Origin of the sequence: Microbispora sp. H10836 (genome assembly GCF_012999525.1) — a bacterium.
Lineage (GTDB): Bacteria > Actinomycetota > Actinomycetes > Streptosporangiales > Streptosporangiaceae > Microbispora.
Genome location: NZ_JABBWU010000011.1, coordinates 163078 through 184798, shown reverse-complemented (window position 1 = coordinate 184798; position 21721 = coordinate 163078). Strand labels below are relative to the sequence as shown.

Genomic DNA, 21721 nt, shown 5'->3' with positions numbered 1-21721 from the left:
GACACGGGATTTCGACGGCGTCTCGACGGAAGAATTTGGCCTGTCTACGGTGCTCGCCGTGAGACAACTGGTGATCGGAGCCTTACTCCTCGCGTCCACCGTGGTCGCGTCGCCGCCCGCACAGGCAGCAGCAGTGCCGGCGACCGGGCCCACCTCCTCCACCCCCGCCACCTACTCCAACCCGGTCAGCGGCGACGCCGTGCAGACCTTCCCCGACCCCGCGATGATCCGGGGCAAGGACGGCCTCTGGTACGCCTACGGCACCACGAACCCGATCGACGGGAAGAACGAGCACATCCTGCCGATGCTCAAGTCCCCCGACATGGTCCACTGGACGTACGCGGGGGACGTCTACACCGGGGAGAACCACCCATCGTGGTGGCCGAACGGCACCCGGCCCTGGGCGCCCGACATCCGGTACGTCAACGGGACCTACCACCTGACGTACTCGCTCTCCACGAGCGGTGTCGGGCTCGCGACCAGCCCGCACCCGACCGGGCCGTGGACCGACCGCGGCCGGATCGTCCCGGCGGGCGGCAGCGGCTGCCCGACCAACAACATCGACCAGGCCGTCTACACCGACGTGAACGGCGACAACTACCTCTACTGGGGCAGCTACGACACGATCTGCGTCGCGAAGATGAACGCGGACGCGACCGAGGTCACCGGCGAGGTCAAGCAGATCGGCCGCGGGCGCCGCATGGAGGGCGGCTTCGTCGTCCGGCGCGACGACTGGTACTACCTCTTCTACTCCGACGCCGGGTGTTGCGACGGCGCGTTCAGCGGCTACACGGTCAAGGTCGGCCGTTCCGACAACCCGCTCGGGCCGTTCACAACCCCGACCGGCGTCGACCTCATGGACCTGACCAGCAAGGACGGCATCGTCCTCGCGGCCAGCGGCAACGGCTGGGTCGGCCCGGGCCACAACGCCATCCAGACCGACCTCAGCGGCCAGGACTGGCTCGTCTACCACGCGATCCCGTCGTCGGCCCCCGAGTTCGGACCGGTCACGACGACCTGGGGCACGACGATCGGCAATCTGGCCCGCCGCCCGCTGATGATCGACCGGCTCGACTGGATCGACGGCTGGCCGGTCGTACGGGCCGGGGCCGGGCCGTCCACGGGCGAGCAGCCGGCGCCGGTCACCACGTGGAGCGTGGGCAGCACGTTCAACTCCGGCACGGACGGGTGGAAGGGGCCGTGGAAGGCCGCCACCGACCCCGACTCGCTCGGCTACCTGACCACCAAGGGCTCCAACCGCGAGCTCAGCGACGACACCGTCCAGGGCGACGTGCGGGTGGAGGCCGACCTGCGGCTGGGCACGGGCGGCGAGGCCGCCGGGCTCGTCGTCACCCGCGCGAACGGCGCCGACGACGTGACCGCGTGGCTCGACCGCGAGCAGGGCGCGCTGGTCGTGACGGCCAAGGTGCGCGGGAAGACGACGACGGCGAGCAGCCCGCTGCCGGCCTCGTTCGACTACGGCTCCTGGCAGAACGTGGCCGCCGAGCGGCGCGGGAACGCGCTGGTCGTGTCGGTGTCGGCCGACCGGCTCGGGGACCCGGCGGCGACGGTCGCCATGACCCTGCCGGACGGCGCACCCACCTCGGGCTCCATCGGCGTGGCCGCGCGCGGCGCCGAGGACTCCGGCGGCGTGGTCGCCGACGCCGACAACGTGGGGGCCGCTCCGCTGTACCAGCCGGTGACCGAGCGGGTGCCCGACCCCGTCCTGGGCGAGCGGCTGCCGGCGTACTCCGACGAGTTCGACGGCACGGGCACGCCCACCGGCTGGACGCGGGTCCGCAACCCCTCGGCCACCCTGTCGAACGGCTCCCTGGTCTGGCCGACCCAGAACGCCGAGCTGTTCCAGGGCACCAACACCGCGTCGATCCTGCTGCGGGACGCGCCCGCGGGCGACTTCGCCGTCGAGACGAAGCTCACCTTCGACGGCACGCGCGGCAACCAGCAGGCCGGCCTGCTGCTGTACGAGAACGACGACCGGTGGCTCAAGCTGACGCACACGGTCCTGCCCCTCAGCCAGGGCAACGGCGCGGTGCTGCACCAGACCGAGTTCGGCAAGGAGGGCCCGCGCCCGGGCACCACCCCGCCCACCGCGGTCGCCAACGGGCCGATGTTCGGCGGCCCGGCCGCGCAGACCACCTGGCTGCGGCTGCTCTACCACTACGACGAGGAGAACGGCGAGCACGACGTCCGGATGGCGTCGAGCACCGACGGCACCCACTGGATCTGGGGCGGCAGCTGGTCGCTCCCGCGCACCGGGCCGGTGCGGATCGGCCTGATCTCGATGAACACGGCGGGCGCCACGGCCACGTTCGACTACCTGCGGACGTACGAGGTGACCAGCCGATGACCGGCGACCGGCCGCCCCTTCGCGCGAGGGGCGGCCGGTCAAGGGGCGGGCCATGATCCGGCCCGGTTTCCGCCGGGGCCGGGACGCGGGCCCACGAGCGGGGTAGAGGCACGTCGATGCCGATCACCCACGCCCTCACGCGATCCCCCGGCCGCCTGCCGCGACGCCCCGCGCCGGTCGCGGTCACGCTCGCCGCCGTACTGGCCCTCGCGCCGGTGAACGCGTATGCGGCGGTGGCCGGAGACGGCAACGGCAACCGCTCGGCCGTACGCGTGGGCAACGGCTCGGCCAACCGGACCATGGTGGCGATCGGCAGCACCCGGCTGCGCGGCGTCCTCCACCAGCTCTCGACGGGAGTCGGCGGGGTGAGCAGCGTGCAGGGCGGCCTGTGCAGGCAGCGCGCCCGGTTCTGCGCGCTGTCGCAAAACATCCGCGCCCGAAGCGACGGCCCCGGGGACCGCCGGGCGGCGGACCGCTGATGCGCGCCGGTCTCGCTCTGGCAGCGGTCACGATCGCGGTGGCGGGCCTCGTCGCGGCGCGGCCTCCAGCCGCCGGTCTCGCGGCGGTCACCCGTACGGCCGGCGACCGCAACGGCAACAGCACCACCGTCCGTGTGGGCAACGGAATGCGCAACGTCAGTCAGCTGACGGTGGGCAGTGCGAGGAACGGGACCGGCGGCCAGCAGAGGACGGTCGGCGTCAGCGGTGTCGCGAACGCGCAGAGCACGATCTGCGGGCGAAGGTCCCGCTTCTGCGACATGACGCAGCGGATACGGGCGTCGGACCGGCAGACCGAGCTGCTGAACCCTCAGGACGCGCGAATCCGGCGTGCCGCGAGAAGGGCCGCCATATCCCCACAGGGGGGTTAATCCTCGTTCAGCGACCGTGACGGGCGTGACCGTCCGGGGTACATGCCCGGCAGATCCGTACGGACGGATCTCCATGACGGACACCGGGGGAAGGCGCACAACCATGGCTCGTCACAGTGCTCGCCAAAGGGGGCGGCACGCGCTCACCGGCCCGGCGGCGCGACTGCTGGCGCTGACCGCGCTGGCCTTCACGGGCGCCGGCCTCGCGCTCGCCCCCACGACCGCGGACGCGGCGTCCGGCCGGGGCCACGGCGGCGGCGACGGGAACGGCGCCAACTCGAGATACGTGATCAACAACGGCCTGAACAACCTGAACTCCCTGCTCGTCGGCAGCCAGCGGAACATAGCGGGCACCCAGCAGGTCATCACCGGGGTGGACGCGTCGGTGAACACCCAGGCCGGCAACTGCGTGCACCGGCCCGGCTGCAGGGGCTCGCAGAACCTCCGGGGCCGCAACCAGAGCTCCCCCAGGACGAGCGGCACCGTGATCACGGGGCGGTGACGCGCACGCGGACGAGCGAGAACGTCACCGGACACGCACGCCGGTGACCGCCCGCGGGCCACCGCGGCGGCTACGGTGTGACCACGCGCGCCGACGGGCGGCGCATGGGCGAAAGGCGGGGGCGGATGCTCATCTCACGTGGCGCGTCCCGGCTTGCCCCGTTGTCCGCCGCCGTCATCGCCACCGTCCTGTCCACGGCGGCCGCCGCGCAGGTCGTCCTGTCCGCCCCCGCGAGCGCGCGGCCCGCGCGGGAGGCCGGGGACGGCCCGGCCGCCATCGGGAACGGCACCCGCAACCGGAACATCGTCCAGCTGGACAGCCCCACGAGGAACCGGGGTCACCAGCACACCGCGGCCAGCACCGCGGGCGGTGCCACCAGCGTGGCGGACGGTTTCTGCCGCCGGGTCAGGAACTGCGACATCAGGCAGAACATCGCGGTCGCCGTCGCCGCACCGCTGTAGGGCTTACCTGCTCAGGGCGCGTACGGCCTCTTCCGGGCTGTCGTAGAAGGCGAGCAGCCGGTCCAGGCCCATGATCTGGAAGACGCGGGTGATGTCCGAATCCAGACCGGCCAGGAGCAGGGCGGCGCCCGCGTCGTGGGCGCGCTGGTGGGCGGCGACCAGTGTGGCGATGCCGGTGGAGTCGCAGAAGGTCAGCCCGGACAGGTCGATCACCAGGTCGGCGCCCGGGCCGAACTCGATCTCCTCCAGGGCCGCCCGCAGGCGTGGAGTGGTGTGGTGGTCCAGGTCCCCGGCCACGACCAGCAGGTGCGGACCGGAGGCGTGCGGCTGAAGGGTGACGGTCAGACCGTTGTCATGCGGCACCGAGACTCCCGGAGAACGGCGTTCGAGTGGCGGGCGGAACGGACAGGGCGAGGACCGCGGTGTCGTCTGACACCCCCGTGCCCAAGGCCGTGATCAGGTCGTGCACGGTGGTCAGGAGGGAATCGGCACTCGTGGGTCCCGCGGCGGCGAGGTGCGCGGTCAGGCCGTCCTCGTCGAGCATCGAGCCGGTCGGCGTCCGCGCCTCGGTGAGGCCGTCGGTGTACAGCAGCAGCGCGTCACCGGCGCTCAGCCGCGCGCTCACCTGGGCGAACTGAGGATTGCGCAGGATGCCGATCAGCTGTCCCCCGGCCGGGTGGATGGGCTCGACGGTGCCGTCCGCCCGCACCGCCAGCGCCGGGGGATGCCCTCCGGTGGCGAGCGTGACGCCGAACCCGTCGCCGTCGGGCAGACGTCACCGAGGAAGAACGCCCACCGGTCGCCGTCGAGCGCGAAGAGGTCGTAGAAGTCGCCGCCGACCTCGTCGGCGGAGACCGGGTGGTAGGCGGCGGCCGCGCACAGTCCGGGCACCCGGGGCAGCGCCGGCGGAAGCAGGGTGCGCTGCAGGGTGCGGGCCAGCCGCTCGGCTCCCGCGCGCAGTTCCCTTTCCACCTCGACCGTACGGTGCGTGGTCAGCCGCACCTCCAGCTCGTCCATGACCAGCGCGGCCAGGTCCCGCAGGCAGGCCAGTTCCTCCTCGCCGGCCTGCCGGGGACGGGCGTCCATGACGTTGACGCTGCCCAGGGCCTCGCCGTCGGCCGTCGTGATCGCCGCTGCGGCGTAGAAGCGGATGCCGGGCTCGCCGCGCACCGCCGGGTCGCCGGCCGCCCGCGGGTCGAGTAGCACGTCGTCGACGACGTACGGCCCACTGTGCCGTACCGCCGCGGCGCACAGGCTCTCGAGGATCGCCCGGCGCGGTGGCGGCCCGTGCTCGGCGATGACGCGGACCGTGTCGTCGCCGACGATCGTCACGGTGGCGAATGGAGCGTGGAAGATCCGCGCCGCCAGGGCGGCCACCCGGTCGAACGCGGCGCCGGAGGCGGTGTCCAGGGCCGCGTAGCGGCGCACGGCCGCGAGGCGGCGCGCCTCCGTGGCGGAGGCGAGCGGCATCGGCATGCCCGGCGCTTCGTCGACGGTGCTGACCTCTGGCTCCTTCCCGTCCCTCGGCCGCGGCCCGGGGCCCCGTGGCCGGTCGATGATTTGCCCTATCCTACGAAACCGTTGAACTGTTCCTTGGCTTGGGCGGCTGAACAGCCGGGCGGCATGCCTCACAGCCGCAGCGGCAGCACCCCCGACCGCGTGGGCGCGTGCCGGTAGGTGCTGAAGTAGAACACTTCGAAGACCCAGGGTTCCCTGCGCGCGTGCTCGAACAGCTCGCCCGGAACGCCGACCCCGAACCGGCCCTCGTCCACTCCGCCGTCGAGCCAGATCACCTCGTCGGGGCGGTCCTCCGGGTGCGCGACGACGCGCACCTCGCCGAACGGGACCCGGTCGCGCGTGCCGTCGTGCTCGTACACCACCAACCCGTGGACGAGCTCGCCGTCGACGCCCACGTCCTCAAACCTGGTGCGCCAGCCCGCGCGCAGCCACAGGCCCGCACCGAAGCCGGGCAGGCCCGAGTCGTGGCGTCCCTCCGGCTGCACGAAGGTCCGCACCGAGACGTCCGAGCTGATCGCCTCGCCCTGCGACCGCTCGAACCGCTCCGCATAGCGCCGGCCGCGTCGCGGGTCGCCGGCGAACGACTCGTACGCGAGCCGCGTCGTGCCGGTCGCGCCGGCGTCGACCATCCGCCACCCTTCGTCCAGGAAGAGACGGAACTGGTCGCCTGTCTGCTCGACGACGTGCCGGTGCAGCGCCCGTGTCGGGAACGGGTTCGCGGCGATGATCGCGGTGGTCTCGCGCGACGACGGCGAGGACTGCGCGGTCGTCGAGGTGTTGAAGTTCGACTGCGCCCAGTTGTTGTGGACGACGATCTCGCTGCCCGCCGGATCCACCGGGTCGACGTACCGGTCGATGTCGACCCGCACGCAGAAGTGCTCGGCTTCGATCGCCGGACCCGACGCGGCGGGTACGGTGACGGACGCCGGCACCATCCAGTCGACCTCGAACACAGCGCTCGACTTGGCTCCGATGGTCAGCGGCGTCGGCGACGCGAGCGCCTGCCAGGCGCCGGGCGTCGTCGTGAACGGCAGCCACCCGACCCGGAGTGTCACCTGGTCCGCCGCCTTCGTCCCGGCGTTGCGCACCCGGATGCGGATCCGGTGCTTCTGCCCCTTCACCACGATGTTCGGCCCCGACGGGCCGTCGATGTCGATGTCGGGGCTCTTCCAGTGGCCGTTGCCGCGCGCGGGGGTGATCTGCAGCTCGGCACGGTGCGCGCCGACGTATTCGACGCGCACCCGCACGTCGTCGGCCGGATCGGTCAGGCCGGGCAGGAGCCGCGTCAGGCGGAAGTCGTTCATCCTGTCGGGGTTCGTGACGTCGCTCTCCTCGTAGTCCCTGCCGGCGGCCGCGAGGACGGGCCCGTCGCCGTCGACGTCGTTCGGCAGGAGCAGGATGAGCGGGCGCGCCATGTCGTCGGCGGTCGCCTGGAACACGTCGGTGCCCAGCACGGCGTTCTTCGGCAGCTGCTGGTCGCCGATCTGCCCCGGCTGCTCGCGCCGGTGCTCGAAGTAGTAGTTCCACCCGTCGCGCAGGCGGATCTCGATCCCGGCCTTCCTGCCGGCGCCGGGCCCGGTCCGCGACAGCGTTTCGAGCGCCTGCAGCGTGATCTCGCGGGTCGCGGGATTCTTCGAGAAGTCGCACACCTCGACCCAGGACGGGTCGATCCAGCCGAGCCGCATGCGGTGCGGCAGCGACAGGTGCGGCATCGGGACGTCGGAGTGCATCATGTCCCAGTCGCCCATGTAGCGCTCCCCGATCTCGGCCGGATACCCCGGTCCCTGGTACAGGTCCGGCATGCCGAGGGTGTGCCCGAGTTCGTGGACGATCGTCGTGACGAACTCCTTCTCGGACCACGGCGCCGGATGACCGGCCGAGATCGCCGCCGGCATGACCACCGCCGGCTTGCGGGTGAACGTGGTCGACCCGTCCGCGGGCTTCCAGTAGACCTGCGCGTCGCCGGCGTACGCCCACGTCCACTGCGCGCCCACCGTGGTCGCGCCGACCGTGACCGGATCGTCGGTTCCCGGCAGGACCGTGAAGACCACGGCGTCCGCGAACTCCATGACCGGCCGCGTCACTCCCCCTCCCAAGATCAGCGGCGTGTCGCGGACGAAGGATGAGAACGTGCCGCCGAGCACGTCCCACGTCCCGGGCTTCGGGGCCCAGGACCCCCAGGAGTCAGTGGGATCGCCCGGCTCGAAGAGCTCGGTGAAGGTGTACGGCACGTCGATCGGCCCGACCACGGCGCCGGTCAGAAGACGGATGCGGGTGCCCTTCGGTCCGGACGCGCCCGCCGGTGTGTCGGCGTACGACACCTCACGGAACCACCGGTCGGCGGAGTCGCCGGAGGTCGAGACGACGTCTTCGGTCAGCTCGTCACGGCGCCGGTCCGCCGCGCCGGCGGCGTTGACCGCCGCGGTCGAGCCCTTGCACCGGAGCACCGCGACGGCGATGCGGTATTCCTCGGGGGCCGGGTGAACGCGGATGTTCTGCGGCGACCCCGGTCCGCCGCCCCAGCCCGGCTTCGCGTACACCTCACGCCTGCCGCTGATGACCTGCGGCGGGCCGACCTCGTCGTCGGGCCACCGGTTCAGGACGCGTAAACGCCGCGTCGCGAGAACCTCCCCGGACGAGCGGTCGGTCGCGACGAGCGTCCGCTCGCCTGGCACGGGCCCGGCGAGCACGCGGTGCTCGTACCGCTCGGCGTCCTCGGCGCCGGAGCGGGCGACCGAGACGCACTCCTCCTCCTCATCGTCCGCGTCGTTCCAGAACCAGTCCACGTCGTCGGCGGAGATCCCGAGGGAGGCGTAGTCGACGATCATCGGCGCCCATCCCCCTGCCGCGAGGGGTTGCAGCGAGACCTCCAGCGCGAGGGTCTCGACGTCCGATCCCCAGTCCACAACGGTGATGCCGGCGCCGGATGCCGCGAACACGAGCGAGTGCCACCGCGCGACGGGCCCCGTGACCGGCCCGGGAAGCGCGACCTCCGCGGGGTCCTCCCCGCTGGCCCACGAAAGGTGGCGGACCACCCCCGCGTCGTCGACCGTCAGCGCCCCGCCGCCGGACGCCACGATCGAGACGACCGGGTGCGGCAGGGCGACGGTGGCGAGAAGCGCGCCGTCCGCGAGCGAGCGGCGCTCCAGGTTCACGCCGCCGCCGGCGGGCGTCACGAGCAGGAGCTCGTTCGCGGCCCCGTCGGCGCACATCGCGACCGCCGCGGCGGCGGCCGGTGCGGCGGCGGCCGGTGCGGCGACGAGGATCTCGAACGCTCCGAGGCCGAGGCGGACGACCGCTCCGTCGTCGTCGAGAAGCAGGAGCGTCCCGTCTTCGAGCCCGGCGGCGGCGCGCAGACCGGTCGAATGCGTCGCCGCCAACTCGGCGTCGGCGCGATCGGCCCGGTCCCGCGCGGCGACGTGGACCTCGCCCCCGGCCGTCACGATCCGGACGGAGACGCCGTCGACGCCGGGAAGAACGGCGACGGCGTCGGGCCATCCGGCGCCGAGGTCGGTGTGGACCTCCCCGAGAAGGCGCCAGGTGCCGAGGTGCCCGTCGCCGGTGGCGAACCAGACCGAGTTGCCGGGTTCGTCGAAGACGAGTCCCGTGACGACGGAGGAAGGGAGTGACGAAGTCTTCGAGATCACGATGGCTCCCGCACGAGAGGGGCTGCGCTGACCGAGCACCGGAGCCGGCCCCCTGAGAGGCCCTCCAGATGAGACTCCTGGCGACATCTCCGGCGGCGGTGGGGCGATCGAGCCCTCTGGTGGTGCACGTTCCCCCCGAGCACCGCCGCCTTTTCCTGACATAGGTTTTGCGAGCGGCAGCGTTACGAAGCGCCGATACGGGACCTGTTCAGGCGGGCGGCGGCCAGGCGTCGCCCCAGACGACGTCGCGTGCCTCGCGGTAGGTCTCGCCCTGCCGCTTGGAGACCGCGCGGTCGGCCAGCCCGTCCTCGGCCGTGCACAGGCGCAGCGTGACGAGCCCCTTGCGCTTGAGCGGATGGCGCAGGATCCGGCTCTCCGCGCGCGGCCACGGCCGGGCCGACGCCGCGACGTAGGAGAACTTCTCGTCCTCGAAGCTCAACGTGCCGTCCTTGACCCGCCGGTGCAGCGCGGTGCGGTTGAGGCGGACCGCGAAGTGACACCAGTCCCGGTCCGGGACGATCGGGCACTCGCCGTCGTGCGGGCAGGGCGCGACCACGTGCAGGCCCAGCCCGGCCAGCAGCCGCCGGGCCGCCGCGATCCGGGCGTACCCGCCGGGCGTGCCGGGCTCGACGATCACCAGCATGCCGGCGTCGCGGGCCGCCGACCCGACCACGTCCTCCTGGACGGCGGGCGACAGCTCGCCGAGCACGTAGGACATCGTGACCAGGTCGGCCGCGGGCGCGGGCACGCTCCGGTCGACGACCGCCTGCTGCCAGCGCGCGTCGCGTACGGCCGCCGCGGGCGAGCGACCGGCCAGCCGCCGCCCGAAGGCGATGGCGGAGGGGGACTGCTCCAGGACGGTCACGGTGCGCAGCGTCGGCCAGACCGCGCTCGCGGCCCACAGCGCGCTGCCCGTGCCGCCGCCCACGTCCACCTGGGTCTCCGGCGCGAAACCGGGTGCCAGCTGGGCGACCTGGCGCAGCGCGGCGCTCACGGCGCTGTAGGTCGCGGGCATGCGATACCCGGCGTACGCGGCGACCGCGACCTCCGAGCTCAGCACGGGCACGCTCCGGTCGAAGCCCTCCCGGTACTGCCGGATGAGCGTCTGCACGCTCCGCGTCAGCTCGGCCGTCGGGAATCGTCCGAGCGACTCCTCCAGCGCGCCGTCCAGGTCATCGGGCAGGGTGGACACGGCGTTCATGATGACACGGCGTTCATGATGACTCGCGCTCACGCTGCCGGAGCGGCCAGCCGTACGGTCACCGTGCAGGATGCGCCCTCGCGACCGGCCAGTGCGCCGAACGCGAGCGTGAGCCGGGCGCCGGTCTCCGCTCGGTCCAGGAGCGGGTGCTCGCGCGTGACCGCGGCCACCGGACGGTCCCACGTCACGGTCAGCCCGTCGAGGGCGCGCCGGGGATCGGCCACCGTCACCGTGGCCGTGCCGTCGCCGAGGTCGCGCACGAGGAGCGCGCACGGATCGGAGGCCGTCAGCGCGCCCGCCCGTCCCCCGACCCGTCCACCCGCCCAGAAGTTCACCGCGGTGACGCCCAGCGACGGGACCTCGACCCCCTGCTGCGCGGAGGTGTTGGCGAGCACCCGGGCCCAGCCGGGATCGGCGGCGCGGGCGGCGGTCCCGGCCCGGCTCGCCCCGGGCAGGAGGTGGTAGACGTAACCGGCCGCGTCCGGGTCGACGCCGTGGTCCAGCCACAGCGTGACGTAGGCCCGGGTGACCCCCGCGCCCGTGCGATCCTCGCGCAGCGTGCGCAGGAACTGCCCGGCGGGCACGACGTAACCGCCGTGGCCCTCCAGGTGCGCCCATCCCGTACCCGGGGTGAACCGGGCGCCGGTCCTGCGGTTGTCCACGACGGTCTCGACCGGCACGCCGTCCCGGCAGGTGATGCCCGCGCCGAGGCAGACCACGGCGTCGTCGAGGAAGAACCACGACTTGAACGCCTCCAGCGTGCTCTCCAGGCCGTACAGGTGCTGGCCCACGGCGGCGTACACGCCGTCGGTCGTGCCGCCCACCCACTCGGCCGGCGGGCGGGTGTCGCCCCACTCGCCGCCGGCGCCGCCGGGGAGGCGCCGCGTGGAGACCGTCGTGCCCGGCAGCCGGTACGGGTCCACGGTGGGCCAGAAGGCGTCGGAGTAGTGGTCGCCGTGTCCGCGCGCCCACCAGTAGAGCATTCCGGAGCCGGTGTGCCAGCCGCGCAGGTTCTCGCCGTTGCCGTACTCGTAGTGCGCGACGCGGGAGGAGGCCATGCTGAGCGCCGCGCACCAGCCGGCGGCGCGGTGGACGGCGCGGGCGCTCATGGGGAACAGGCGGTGCCCGGCGGGCTCGACGGCGGCCGGGACCGTCGCGTCGCGCAGCACCGCCGCGAGCCGCGCGTGGAACGCGAGGTCGCCGCCCTGTGCCGCCCCCTGTGCCGCCCCCTCGGCCGCCCCCTCGGCCGCCCGGAGCATGGGCTTGGCGGTGTCGCGCACGGCCCAGCCCTTGACCATGGCCCGCCATCGGACCCGCTCGGCCTCCGGGGCGGTCTCGGCCAGCAACAGGACCGCGGCGGCGATCTCCCTGCCCCTCCTGTGGTCGCCGAACGGCCGCCTGTCGACGCCGCGTCCGCGTACGAGGTCCATGCACGCGCCGTCGTGGACGAAGGGGGCGAACGCCCGGTCCACGGCGTCGAGGACGGTGCGCGCCGCCGGATCGGTGATCTCCCACGGCGTGCCGCGCAGCACCGCGAACAACGTCGCGAGGCCGGTCAGCAGCACCGCGCCGTACCCGCCCTGGTAGGGGACCGACCCGTGCTGGACGAACGAGCCGTCCCGATAGAAACCGTCGCCCTCGGTGACGTACCGGAAGACCGGGGAGAGCGCGGAGGCCGCGAGCGCGGCACGGCCGGGGTCCGCGCCGGCGATCGCCCGCAGCAGCGTCACCGTGCACAGGTCGACCCGGTTCGCCCCGGTGCTGTTGCCCTCGTAGTCGTCCAGGCGGCTCTCCGGGACGAACGTGTCCACCGCCTCGCACAGCGCCGCGCCCTGCGCGTCCGTGAGGTGCGGGGCGGCGAGCACGGCGGCGTCGAGCAGCGCCCTCGGCGTCCCGATCTGCCAGTCCCACCAGTTGCCGGTCTGCTCGGCGTCCACGGCGTACACGTGCCGCACGTAGTGCCCGATCCCGGTGGCGACCGCCGTGCCGAGGCCCGGCTCCGCGGTCAGCCCGGTGCCCGGCAGCGCGTACGCGCGGGCCATGGCCCGCAGCCGCGCCGGGGTGGCGCCAAGGGAGGGGAAGGGAAGGTCCGGCCAGAGGGATCTCGCGGTGGGCGCCATGGTGTCGCGGTGCCGGCGCGCCTCCGCTCCCAGCCGTGCCAGCCGGGTCCGGTACGGCTCCCGCTCCGCATCGAACGTGCCCGGATGGCCGAGCGTGATCTCCACCCAGCGGCGGCGCAGCACGGCGAAGGCGTCGCCGTGGGCCTTCCCGTCACGGGGAGCGCACGCCGCCACCAGCGCGGCGAGCCCGCTGAACTGGAGAAATAATCGCCGGGAAGGTCCTTTCACGCGTAGATTATCCGCGCGATCCGGCCCTTTCATCGATCTTCGGCACACCTCTTATGGGAGCGCTCCCAGTTGCCGTACCTTACGAGTGCCCTGTCACCGGGAAAAGGAGCGCGTCGTGCGACGACTGTTACCCGCGGCCTGCCTGGCCCTGCTGCTGCCGCTGACGGCGGCACCGGCCGCCTCCGCGTCCCCAGAGCCGGGTCACGGGCCGGGTCACGGGCCGGGGACCTGCGCGAAGGGCGGCACGCTGTTCTGCGAGGACTTCCAGGCGCTGCCGGTCGGCGGTGCGGCCAGCCTCGGGTGGGGCGTCGACACCAAGCACGGCACGCTCACCGTGGAGCGCGCCGAACGCGGGCAGAAGGTGCTGCACGTCCACACCGAGGGCAACGGGCGCGCGTTCCTCAAGGTGGACGACTTCACCCCGCCCGGCAACGGCTTCTACGGCCGCGTCCGGCTGCGCGTCAAGGCGTTCCCCACCGCGCCCGACTGGGCCCACTACACGCTGATCGAGGCCACCGGCGCGGGTCCGGAGATCGTCCGGCCGCTCGGCGGCCAGTACGTCCCCACGCTGCGCAAGGACCTGTGGGGGGTCGGCGCGGACGGCGGCCCCACGGGCGACTGGACCAACTGGCGCGAGTCGGCCCCCTCCCGGGCCGGCGTGTGGCAGTGCGTCGAGTGGCGGATGGACCCCGCCGACAACAAGATCTCGGTCTGGTTCGACGGCGTGGCCCAGCCCGACCTCACCGTCTCCACCCGCGCCCACGGCGGCAACGACGTCGACTTCGTCTTCCCCCGCTTCGACACCGTCAAGATCGGCTGGCAGCTCTACCAGCCGAACCCCTCCCCGGCGGCGTACGACCTGTGGCTCGACGACATCGCTCTGAGCACCGGCCGCGTGGGCTGCGCCTGACGTCTCACGCGGTCTCGGCGCGGCTCTCCCGGGGGCCGGTCAGCAGGCGCAGCGAGCCGGCCACCAGACCGGTCACGAGCACCACGTGGACGACCAGGTGGACGGCCATGAAGTACGCCGCGAAGACCGGCCCCCGCTGCCGCCGTACGAACCCGACCAGCTCCGGATCGGCGAGGACGAACCCGGCGACGAACGCGCCGGGGACGGCCGGCAGAAGGGGGTGGAACAGCCCGAACGGCAAGCTCAGCAGCACCAGCCCCAGGCTCGCCAGGGCCAGGGCGCAGGAGAGGATGCCCCCCGGGCTGTTGGCGTGCTCCGGCTTGGCCGCGCCGCGCCGGGTGGTGGTCAGCGCGAGCGGGATCAGCGGCAGGGCCCGCCGCCACTGCTCGGTCAGGATCGGCAGCAGGCGGCTGCCGTCGTCGTGGCGGCCGACGACCGTGTCGGTCAGCACGATCCGGCTGCGTACGGCGAGCCTGCTGCTGTATTCGACGTCCTCGCAGTCGCGCAGCCGCTCGTCGAGCCTGCCGACGGCGAGCACCACGTCGCGGCGGATGGCGGCGAGGGCGAACACGACGCTGTTGACCTCGCCGAGGTGGCGGCGGCGCCAGTGCACGGCGTGCAGGATGCGATACCACTCGACCGGCCCGTCGTCGATGAGCGGCACGGTGTCGTAGACCCCGTGGACGCAGCCGACCTCGGGGTCGTGCTCCAGCATCTCCGCCGCGTTCGCGACGGCGTCGGGCCGCAGCGCGACGTCGGAGTCGAGGAAGAAGATCACATCACCCGTGGTGGCGTCGATCCCGGCGTTCCTGGCGGCCGACACGCCCCGGTTCTCCGGCAGGCGGACGACCCGGCAGCCCAGTTCCTCGGCGATCTCCGCCGACCCGTCGGTGCTCGCGTCGTCGACCACGACGATCTCGTCGGGCACGCGCGTCTGCGCCAGCACCGACTCCAGGCACAACCGCAGGGTCCTGGCCGCGTTGTAGCAGGGCACGACGAGCGAGATCATCGCGCCGTCCCCGAGAGCACCTTCGCGTAGACGGCGAGCGTCTCCTCCGCGGCGCGGCTCCAGCTCAGCGTCTCCCGCACCAGCCGCTCACCCCGCGCGGCGAGCGCCCGGCGCAGGTCCGCGTCCGTCATGACCTCGATCACCCCGCCGGCGATGTCGCCGGGGTCGGCCGCCCGCACGAACCGTACGGCGGGCTCCGCGGGATCGCCGAGGAAGATCCGGGAGAAGCCGTCGCCCAGGATCACCGGCCGGGCCAGGGCCATCGCCTCGGTCGCCACCAGCCCGAACGGCTCGAAGAGCGAGGGGAAGACGCAGGCGTCGGCCATGGCGTAGTACTCCAGCAGCGCCTGCCCCGACACGAAACCGCCGGAGGTCAGCACCCGGTCGCCGAGCCCGGTCTCAGCGGTTATGCGTGCGACGCCGGCCTCGTCGCCTTCGCCCACGATCACCAGACGCAGGTCCGGCACCGCGGCGCGGATGCGGGGCATGGCCTCGAGCAGCTGGTAGATCCCCTTCTGCCGTTCGATCCGCCCGACGAACAGCAGCACCCGGTCCCCCTCGGCGATGCCGAGCCGGGCGCGCAGGTCCGCCGCGCCGAGGCGCAGCTTGTCCCGGTCGAACGCGGGGTCGGCGACCACCTGCTCGTAGGTGCCGCCCAGGCGGACGACGTCGATCGGCGAGCGGTCCCAGCCCGCCGCCAGCAGTTGCTCGCGCACTTCCGGCGTGGCGACCACGACCCGCCGGGAGATCCGCGCGAGCCACCGCTCCAGCGCGGCGAACAGGTTGAGCGGGTCGGCGATGCTGCGCTGCGGGGCGACGCCGTACTCGGTGGTGTGGACGTGGAACACGACCGGAAGGCGCAGCAGGTAGTGGCACAGCAGGCCGCACAGGAAGTTCGTCGAGTCGTGGACGGCGACGAGATCGGGCCGCCGGTCGGGGCGCAGCCGCCGCAGGAGCAGGAAGTAGCGCCAGTTGCTCACCACGACGGTCAGCGCGAGCAGGAGGAACTCCACGCCTCGGGTGCGGTTGAGCCGCCGGCGGCGGGCGATCGCGCCGAGCAGCCGCCCGCGCGGGCGGTACACCGTGATGCCGCCGGTCCGTTCCCACACCGGGAGGCGGCCGTCGTTCACGGTGAGGACCGCCATCTCGTGGCGCCGGGACAGCTGCGGAGCGATCAGCTCGGCGTACCGGCCGAGCCCCGCCGTGATGTTGGGCGGGAACTGGTTGATGACGTGGGCGATCCTCACCCGCGTACCTCCGATGCGCCGGCCGGCCGGTAGAGCCGGGTGGAGACGGCCGTCACGACGGCCACGAGGACGAGATTGCTCAGAGCGAAGGCCACCAGGCCGCCGACGAGCCCCTGCCAGGCGATCAGCGCCGCCTGGCAGGCGAGCGCGAGCGGGGTCCCGGCCAGCAGGCAGCCGATGAGCACCCGGGCGCCCCGCACGCCGTCCATGGTCAGCGCGACCTGCTGGAGGTTGAAGACCGTGTGCGCGCCGATCCCGATCGCCGACAGCGCCATCAGGCCGAGCGAGTACGGATACTCGCCCCCCACGAGCAGGAAGAACACCGTGCTCGCCGCGAACGCGAACACCGCGGTCGCCGTGAACACGGCCGGGGCGAGCCGGGCGATGCGCCGCATCACGGCCGGCTTGTCGGACGTCGCCAGCGTGGGCAGCAGCACCAGGCCGACGCCGTCGGTGAACACCACGCCGAGCAGCCGTTTGGGGAAGCCGTTGTACACGGAGTAGACGCCGACGTCGGCCCGGGGCGCCCAGTGGTTGAGGAAGATGACGTCGACCCCGAACACCACCGCCGTCAGCGCGCCGATGACGGTGACGTACGCGCCGTGCCGGTAGATCGAGCGGGCCAGCGCCCGTGACCAGGTCCGCGGCGCGACCTCGAACCCGGCGAAGGAGACCAGGGCGAAGACCAGGTTGGTGCCGATCAGCGCGACCAGGTACGGCTCGGCGTCCCGCAGGCCGAGGACCAGCAGGAAGAACGCGGCCCCGCCCAGATAGGCGACGGCCACGGCGAGCTTGAGCCCGGCGACGAGGCGGAACCTCTTCAGCCCGCGCAGGAAGCTCTCGGTGAGCTGGTTGAGCGTCATCGACAGCGCCAGCGCCAGCGCGAAGGCCAGCGTGCGGGTGTCCACGCCGAGCGCGCCGGTCAGCAGCGGAGCGGCCAGCATCCCGGCGGCGAACACCACCGCGCCGAGCACGAGCGTGCACAGCAGCGCCGTCGTCACCAGTTCCGCCTTCAACCGGGCCGGCCGCGCGGCGGACTCGGCCCGCGGCAGCTCCTGGAACATGACGGAGTTGAGGCTCATCAGCATGCCGACCGTGACGATCAGCGCGATCGACAGGACGACGGTGAAGTGGCCGAACGCCGCTGCGCCGACGCCCCTGGCGATGACGAGCGTGGTGGCGGCGGCCGTACCGCTGGCCACGGTGCTCACCAGAGTGGGCCCCGCGGCCCAGCGGTGGGCGGCCAGGAGCCCGGCCGCCCGCTCGGTCAGCGCGCCCACCCCGTCACGTCCACCGCAGGTATGCCCGCCGGGCGAACGCGAGGTCCTCAGCCGTGTTGACGCCGCGCGCCTCGTCGGGGTCGGTCACCGGCACCACCGTCAGCGGCCAGTTCCGCTCCCGCGACAGACAGGGCAGGAACGGCAGGAAGTTGACCTCTCCGGTGCGGGCGCCCGGGGCCGCCTCGTCGAGGTAACGCGTCCAGGCCTCGTGGAGCCCTTCGGTGCTCAGGCAGAACACGCCCACGTCGCTGAGCCCGCCGGGGCGGCACTCGTCGCCCTCCCGCGACTGGCGCACCCGCAGCAGCGTCCCGTCGTCGTCCAGTTCGTACTCCACGTACGGGTCGGGCATGGGCACCAGCGGGATCGTGAGCCCCTTCTCGTGCGCCTCGACGACACGGCCGGCCGTCACCGGGGACAGGCCCGCCTGGTCGCCCCAGACCACGAGGATCGCGCCGTAGGCGTCCCAGTGCGGGGCGGCGCCGAAGATCGCGCCGCCCATGCCGGTGGGCTTCTCCTGGACGCTCACCGAGACCACGCCGCTCGCGATCTGCTCGGCCGCCAGCGCGCGGAACGGCCCCTCCCCCTCGGGCGACATCACGACGTGGATGTGCTCGGCGAGCGGCCGCAGCCGCTGGTGGAGCACGTGCCACACGGTGACGCCGTCGGCGATCTCCACCATGATCTTGGGGATGCCGAGGCCCAGGCGGGTCCCCCGCCCGGCCGCCGGGATCACCGCGCACACGCGTTCAGCAGGCACCGCACACCTCCGGGTCCAGGAGAGACACGAGCTGTTCCAGGTCGCGCACCGCGACCGCCCCCGGAGCGGGCTCGGCGACGTGGACGTGCAGGGTCGGCAGGCCCGCGCCGACCGCCGACGCCACTCCGTGCGAGGAGTCCTCCAGGACCACCGCCGCGCCGGGGTCGAGGCCCCAGTGGTCGCACGCGTACGCGTAGAACGCCGGGTCGGGCTTGCTCGCCGGGACGTCGTCGCTGGTGAGCACGCCCCGGAAGTACGCGTCCAGCGCGCACGCCGCGAGCACCCGCTCGACCGACGCCCGGCTGCCGCTGGTGACGAGATAGGCGTCGCGCCCGCCCGCGGCCAGGCGGCCGAGCAGTCGCCGCGCGCCGGGGAACACGGCCACCGCGCCGGCCCGCTCGCGGTACAGCCGCTGTTTCAGGCCGGCCAGCCGGGCCGCCTCCCCGGTGTCGCCCAGCAGGCGCACCGCCACCTCGCGGGTGCTCGCACCCGCGTGGTCGGCGTACCGGAACGAGGCGAGGAGATCGGGCGCGACCTCGGCGATGGCCTGCCGGAAGGCCGCCTCGTGGGCGGGACAGGAGTCCACGAGCGTGCCGTCGAGGTCGAACAGCCAGACGCGCCGGGCGCACGCGTCCGCCAGGAGAGCCGTCATCGGGCCCGCGCCAGGGCCGCCTCGTCCCTGATGGCGAGCAGGGCCTCGGCCGTGCGCTCCGCGTGGTGCACACCGGGACGCCCCGGGTGTTCCATCACGGCGGTGACCCAGCGGGCTCCCGCCCACTCGCCCCGGTCGAGGATCTCCTCCGGCACCGCGGGGGCGTCCGGGCCCGGCGTGCGATGGCTGAGCACGTGGGTCACCAGCCGCCTTCGGTTGCGGGGGTCGCCGAGGTAGGCCAGCGTACGGTCCACGAGGTCGGGCGCGGTCAGCCCCCGGATGTCGTGGTCCTCTCGGGTGTTGACGACGAACACCTTGGCCGCCGCCCGGCTCCGCGCGACGGCGTCCGCCACGCCCGGCGTGAGATAGCTCGGCAGGAGCGAGGAGTGCGGGGTGCCCGGGCCGTAGACGACGAGGTCGGCGTCGCGGATCGCCTCGAGCGCCCGCGGGTTCGGCGTCACCTCGGCGCGCTCGCGGCCCAGGATCTCCCTGGTCCACTCGGGCGGCAGCGCCTCCAGCTCGGCCCGCCGCCGCGCCCCGACCGGCTCGCGCAGCAGGAACAGGTCGGTGATCGTGCCCGGGTCCTGCGGCGCGACGATGTCGGCCTCGTCGGCCAGCAGACTGCCGTCCCTCCTGAGCGCGGCCAGGAAGGCGTTCTCCCCGTCGGTCACGTTGAGCAGCCGTACGGGCGAGCCGAACGTGCGGACGCAGGCGTCGACGGCGGCGTTGAAGTCCCGGCCGAGCCGCAGGTAGGCCCCGGCGAACACGAGGTTGCCGAGTGCGCAGTCGGCGAGGTCGAGCCCGTGCGGGTGGGCCGCGAGCCGCCGGGCGAACACGCGCAGGTCCGCCGTGAGGGCCTCACGGGCCGCCTCGGGCAACGCGGCGAACGGGCCGCGCCGCAGGGCGATCGCCTCGATGACGGCGGTGAGCCCCGCGGGCGTCGTCCCGGCCGGCAGGCGGTGTTCGACGACGGCCGCGAGCGCCGCCTGCGCCGGGTCGGCGGGATCGAGGTGGAGCAGGAGGTTCTTGCGGAAGTCCGACGGCCCGAGCATCCCCGGCAGATAGCGGCGCAGCGCGCCGGTGGACAGGCCGTTGTCGTAGCCGTTGACGACCAGCGACAGGCCGACGCCCGGGGTGCCCAGCATGCCCCTCGCGATGCTGGCCGCCCCGCGGCCGCCGCTGAACATCGTCACCGCGACGTTCATCGGGCCTCCTCGGCGACCGCCGCGACCGCCTCCGGCACGTCCGGCGCCGCCGGCACCTCGGGCGTGGTCCGGCGCAGGACGCCCCGGCGCAGCAGCCAGTGGCGCAGGCCGAGATAGGCGACGAACAGGGCCCGGTCGCGGGCGCCGCGCCAGTATCGCCAGCCGCGGCTGCCGCCGCCGCGCTCCCGGTGCTCGATGGGCACCTCCACCCACGCGTGCCCGAGCTCGGCGACCCGCGCGGTGATCTCGGTCGAGCAGTTCATCCCGCCCGACTCCAGCGGCAGCGCGCGGAAGAGCGGGCCGTAGACCACCTTGAAGATCGAGTTGAAGTCGCGGTAGCGCGTCCCGTGGAGCAGGTTGCTGACCGCGCCGCTGGCCGCCGATCCCCAGCGGTACGCCAGGCCGTCGGCCTTCCTGATCCGGGCTCCGGAGAACGCGAGCGCCTCCCCGGCCCGGACGCGCGGCAGGACGCGGTCGAGGTTGGCGATCGGGAACTGGCCGTCGGAGTCCAGCAGCACGACCCAGTCGAGCCGGGTGTGGGCGATCGCGGCGGCGATGGCCGCGCCCGCACCGCGGTTGCGCTCGAACGTGACCACGACGAGCCGCGGGCACCGCGCCCGCAGCGCGGCCAGGATCTCGCCGGTCCCGTCACCGCTCCCGTCGTCGCAGACGACGATCTCCCAGTCGCCCACGGCCGGGTTGCCGTCCAGGTAGTCCTGCCACTCGCCCACCACCGCCGCGATGGTTTCCGCCTCGTTGTACGCGGGCGCGGCCACGGAGATGTTCACGGCAGTGCTCACGGGTCACCTGCCCCCAGCAGGCGGCCGATCCAGCGGTCCAGGGGAAGCAGGTTGAACCCGACGATGATCGGGACGTGCACGAGCGCGAACACGATCGTCGCGCCGAACGAGATCGGCCCCCCGGTGAACAGGTTGATGTGCGGCGCGTCGATGGCCTCGGGGATATCGACCGGATTGACGACGAACCACATGAGGTCGAGGAAGCCCGAGAACACGATGAGAACCCCGCTCACCATGATTTTCAGGCATCGGCCCGGGGTGCCCCCGCCGATGCGGTAGGCGGCGGCGACCGTGAGCACGATGCCCGGATAGAGCAGCAGGTAGAGGTGCGTGTAGAAGCTGTCGCCCTGGGCCCGCGCGCCGTCTCCGTAGTAGAACCAGCTGACGCGCGGGATCAGGTATCCGGTGAAGAAGACGAACGGGACGTAGAGCAGCCAGTTCAGCCGGGGCGACACCCAGGGGAAGACCGCGATCGCCACGCACAGGCAGGCGAAGGCGACCAGCTTGGCCACCAGTTCCCAGGGCGAGCCGATCTCCCTGGCGTGCGGCGTGGCCAGCCACACGAAGGCGAAGCCGGCCGCCCCGACCGCCAGGGCCATCCACCACAGGTGGGGCGCCCAGGGGCGGGAGCCGGCGCGGACCACGTCCGCCGAAACATTTCCGTCGATCTGCGGCCCGGACGGAGGACTTTTGCCGAATGCCGTCATGAAGACGCGGCACCTTCCTTCCAACGTGCCCCTTGGGCAGGCGTGCCGGATGGCGCTGCGGAGATAGCAGCCGATGGCGCGGGAGCGCTCCCACGCATTATGTCATCTACATCCGGAATTGCGTCCGGAATATCAGAGATTGAGTCCCAGGCACCGACATTTACGCCATAAGCGCTGGTCAGCGATGGCCCGAGGCGGAGAGGCAGTACTCACAGGTAATTGAATATCGCGCTATTCCCGG

At 73.2% G+C, this 21721-nt stretch carries 20 protein-coding genes; 6 read left to right on the top strand and 14 right to left on the bottom strand.

Translation table 11 applies throughout. The features are described from left to right. Nucleotides 1–58: 58 nt before the first annotated feature. From HHX30_RS21350 to HHX30_RS21330, 5 genes are all read left to right on the top strand, one after another. Nucleotides 59–2368, top strand: a complete 2310-nt coding sequence (locus tag HHX30_RS21350; RefSeq protein ID WP_211592302.1) for a family 43 glycosylhydrolase — start codon at nucleotides 59–61, stop codon at nucleotides 2366–2368. Nucleotides 2369–2484: 116 nt separating this feature from the next. Further along, nucleotides 2485–2847, top strand: a complete 363-nt coding sequence (locus HHX30_RS21345) for a hypothetical protein (RefSeq protein WP_169983730.1) — start codon at nucleotides 2485–2487, stop codon at nucleotides 2845–2847. Continuing rightward, complete coding sequence (locus HHX30_RS21340) at nucleotides 2847–3236, top strand: hypothetical protein (protein ID WP_169983729.1); 390 nt, start codon at nucleotides 2847–2849, stop codon at nucleotides 3234–3236. The genes HHX30_RS21345 and HHX30_RS21340 overlap by 1 nt, the downstream gene beginning before the upstream one ends. 103 nt (nucleotides 3237–3339) lie before the next feature. After that, on the top strand, nucleotides 3340–3738 hold the full coding sequence (locus HHX30_RS21335) for a hypothetical protein (RefSeq protein WP_169983728.1): 399 nt from the start codon (nucleotides 3340–3342) through the stop codon (nucleotides 3736–3738). A 125-nt stretch (nucleotides 3739–3863) separates the two neighbouring features. After that, nucleotides 3864–4199: a hypothetical protein gene (locus HHX30_RS21330; RefSeq protein WP_169983727.1), complete on the top strand. Its 336-nt coding sequence runs from the start codon at nucleotides 3864–3866 to the stop codon at nucleotides 4197–4199. Between the two features lie 3 nt (nucleotides 4200–4202). Here HHX30_RS21330 and HHX30_RS21325 read toward each other — a convergent pair whose 3' ends face one another. The 6 genes from HHX30_RS21325 to HHX30_RS21305 all read right to left on the bottom strand — a co-directional run bounded on the left by HHX30_RS21325 (nucleotide 4203) and on the right by HHX30_RS21305 (nucleotide 12913). Beyond that, a complete protein-coding gene (locus HHX30_RS21325; RefSeq protein WP_310741761.1) occupies nucleotides 4203–4562 on the bottom strand; it encodes an STAS domain-containing protein in 360 nt (119 codons plus the stop codon). Then, complete coding sequence (locus HHX30_RS40760) at nucleotides 4552–4908, bottom strand: PP2C family protein-serine/threonine phosphatase (protein ID WP_211592301.1); 357 nt, start codon at nucleotides 4906–4908, stop codon at nucleotides 4552–4554. Before HHX30_RS40760 ends, HHX30_RS21325 begins: the two co-directional genes overlap by 11 nt. Next, on the bottom strand, nucleotides 4857–5675 hold the full coding sequence (locus HHX30_RS21320; protein ID WP_211592300.1) for a PP2C family protein-serine/threonine phosphatase: 819 nt from the start codon (nucleotides 5673–5675) through the stop codon (nucleotides 4857–4859). The genes HHX30_RS40760 and HHX30_RS21320 overlap by 52 nt, the downstream gene beginning before the upstream one ends. A 152-nt stretch (nucleotides 5676–5827) precedes the next feature. Then, complete coding sequence (locus HHX30_RS21315; protein ID WP_169983726.1) at nucleotides 5828–9364, bottom strand: hypothetical protein; 3537 nt, start codon at nucleotides 9362–9364, stop codon at nucleotides 5828–5830. A gap of 208 nt (nucleotides 9365–9572) precedes the next feature. Next, nucleotides 9573–10565, bottom strand: a complete 993-nt coding sequence (locus HHX30_RS21310) for a small ribosomal subunit Rsm22 family protein (protein ID WP_169983725.1) — start codon at nucleotides 10563–10565, stop codon at nucleotides 9573–9575. A 29-nt stretch (nucleotides 10566–10594) separates the two neighbouring features. Then, nucleotides 10595–12913, bottom strand: coding sequence for a polysaccharide lyase 8 family protein (locus HHX30_RS21305; RefSeq protein ID WP_311922678.1), 2319 nt, complete (start codon nucleotides 12911–12913; stop codon nucleotides 10595–10597). 115 nt (nucleotides 12914–13028) lie between these two features. Between HHX30_RS21305 and HHX30_RS21300 the strand changes: the two genes are divergently transcribed. Next, the gene (locus HHX30_RS21300; RefSeq protein ID WP_169983723.1) at nucleotides 13029–13823 is read left to right on the top strand and encodes a hypothetical protein; all 795 of its coding nucleotides are present in this window, start codon (nucleotides 13029–13031) and stop codon (nucleotides 13821–13823) included. A gap of 4 nt (nucleotides 13824–13827) precedes the next feature. Here the strand turns inward: HHX30_RS21300 and HHX30_RS21295 are convergent, their stop codons facing one another. Genes HHX30_RS21295 through HHX30_RS21260 form a run of 8 tightly spaced genes read right to left on the bottom strand, consistent with a single transcriptional unit; the run spans nucleotide 13828 to nucleotide 21480 of the window. Next, the gene (locus HHX30_RS21295; protein WP_169983722.1) at nucleotides 13828–14832 is read right to left on the bottom strand and encodes a glycosyltransferase family 2 protein; all 1005 of its coding nucleotides are present in this window, start codon (nucleotides 14830–14832) and stop codon (nucleotides 13828–13830) included. Beyond that, on the bottom strand, nucleotides 14829–16079 hold the full coding sequence (locus HHX30_RS43330; RefSeq protein ID WP_169983721.1) for a glycosyltransferase family 4 protein: 1251 nt from the start codon (nucleotides 16077–16079) through the stop codon (nucleotides 14829–14831). The genes HHX30_RS21295 and HHX30_RS43330 overlap by 4 nt, the downstream gene beginning before the upstream one ends. Next, the gene (locus tag HHX30_RS21285) at nucleotides 16076–17359 is read right to left on the bottom strand and encodes an oligosaccharide flippase family protein (RefSeq protein WP_169983720.1); all 1284 of its coding nucleotides are present in this window, start codon (nucleotides 17357–17359) and stop codon (nucleotides 16076–16078) included. Before HHX30_RS21285 ends, HHX30_RS43330 begins: the two co-directional genes overlap by 4 nt. A gap of 4 nt (nucleotides 17360–17363) precedes the next feature. Continuing rightward, the gene (locus tag HHX30_RS21280) at nucleotides 17364–18116 is read right to left on the bottom strand and encodes an NTP transferase domain-containing protein (RefSeq protein WP_311922676.1); all 753 of its coding nucleotides are present in this window, start codon (nucleotides 18114–18116) and stop codon (nucleotides 17364–17366) included. After that, a complete protein-coding gene (locus HHX30_RS21275; protein ID WP_169983719.1) occupies nucleotides 18106–18768 on the bottom strand; it encodes an HAD family phosphatase in 663 nt (220 codons plus the stop codon). The genes HHX30_RS21280 and HHX30_RS21275 overlap by 11 nt, the downstream gene beginning before the upstream one ends. Next, nucleotides 18765–19973, bottom strand: a complete 1209-nt coding sequence (locus HHX30_RS21270; RefSeq protein ID WP_169983718.1) for a 2-phospho-L-lactate transferase CofD family protein — start codon at nucleotides 19971–19973, stop codon at nucleotides 18765–18767. Before HHX30_RS21270 ends, HHX30_RS21275 begins: the two co-directional genes overlap by 4 nt. Continuing rightward, nucleotides 19970–20773, bottom strand: coding sequence for a glycosyltransferase family 2 protein (locus tag HHX30_RS21265; RefSeq protein WP_169983717.1), 804 nt, complete (start codon nucleotides 20771–20773; stop codon nucleotides 19970–19972). The genes HHX30_RS21270 and HHX30_RS21265 overlap by 4 nt, the downstream gene beginning before the upstream one ends. Then, nucleotides 20770–21480, bottom strand: a complete 711-nt coding sequence (locus HHX30_RS21260) for a hypothetical protein (RefSeq protein ID WP_249350269.1) — start codon at nucleotides 21478–21480, stop codon at nucleotides 20770–20772. Before HHX30_RS21260 ends, HHX30_RS21265 begins: the two co-directional genes overlap by 4 nt. Nucleotides 21481–21721 lie beyond the last annotated feature (241 nt).

Excerpts from the sequence above, each read along its gene's own strand:
- HHX30_RS21330 (WP_169983727.1), top strand. The coding sequence starts at position 3,864 with ATGCTCATCTCACGTGGCGCGTCCCGGCTTGCCCCGTTGTCCGCCGCC.
- HHX30_RS21260 (WP_249350269.1), bottom strand. The coding sequence starts at position 21,480 with ATGACGGCATTCGGCAAAAGTCCTCCGTCCGGGCCGCAGATCGACGGA.
- HHX30_RS21310 (WP_169983725.1), bottom strand. The coding sequence starts at position 10,565 with ATGAACGCCGTGTCCACCCTGCCCGATGACCTGGACGGCGCGCTGGAG.
- HHX30_RS21340 (WP_169983729.1), top strand. The coding sequence starts at position 2,847 with ATGCGCGCCGGTCTCGCTCTGGCAGCGGTCACGATCGCGGTGGCGGGC.
- HHX30_RS21320 (WP_211592300.1), bottom strand. The coding sequence starts at position 5,675 with ATGCCGATGCCGCTCGCCTCCGCCACGGAGGCGCGCCGCCTCGCGGCC.
- HHX30_RS21270 (WP_169983718.1), bottom strand. The coding sequence starts at position 19,973 with ATGAACGTCGCGGTGACGATGTTCAGCGGCGGCCGCGGGGCGGCCAGC.
- HHX30_RS21275 (WP_169983719.1), bottom strand. The coding sequence starts at position 18,768 with ATGACGGCTCTCCTGGCGGACGCGTGCGCCCGGCGCGTCTGGCTGTTC.
- HHX30_RS21345 (WP_169983730.1), top strand. The coding sequence starts at position 2,485 with ATGCCGATCACCCACGCCCTCACGCGATCCCCCGGCCGCCTGCCGCGA.
- HHX30_RS21335 (WP_169983728.1), top strand. The coding sequence starts at position 3,340 with ATGGCTCGTCACAGTGCTCGCCAAAGGGGGCGGCACGCGCTCACCGGC.
- HHX30_RS21295 (WP_169983722.1), bottom strand. The coding sequence starts at position 14,832 with ATGATCTCGCTCGTCGTGCCCTGCTACAACGCGGCCAGGACCCTGCGG.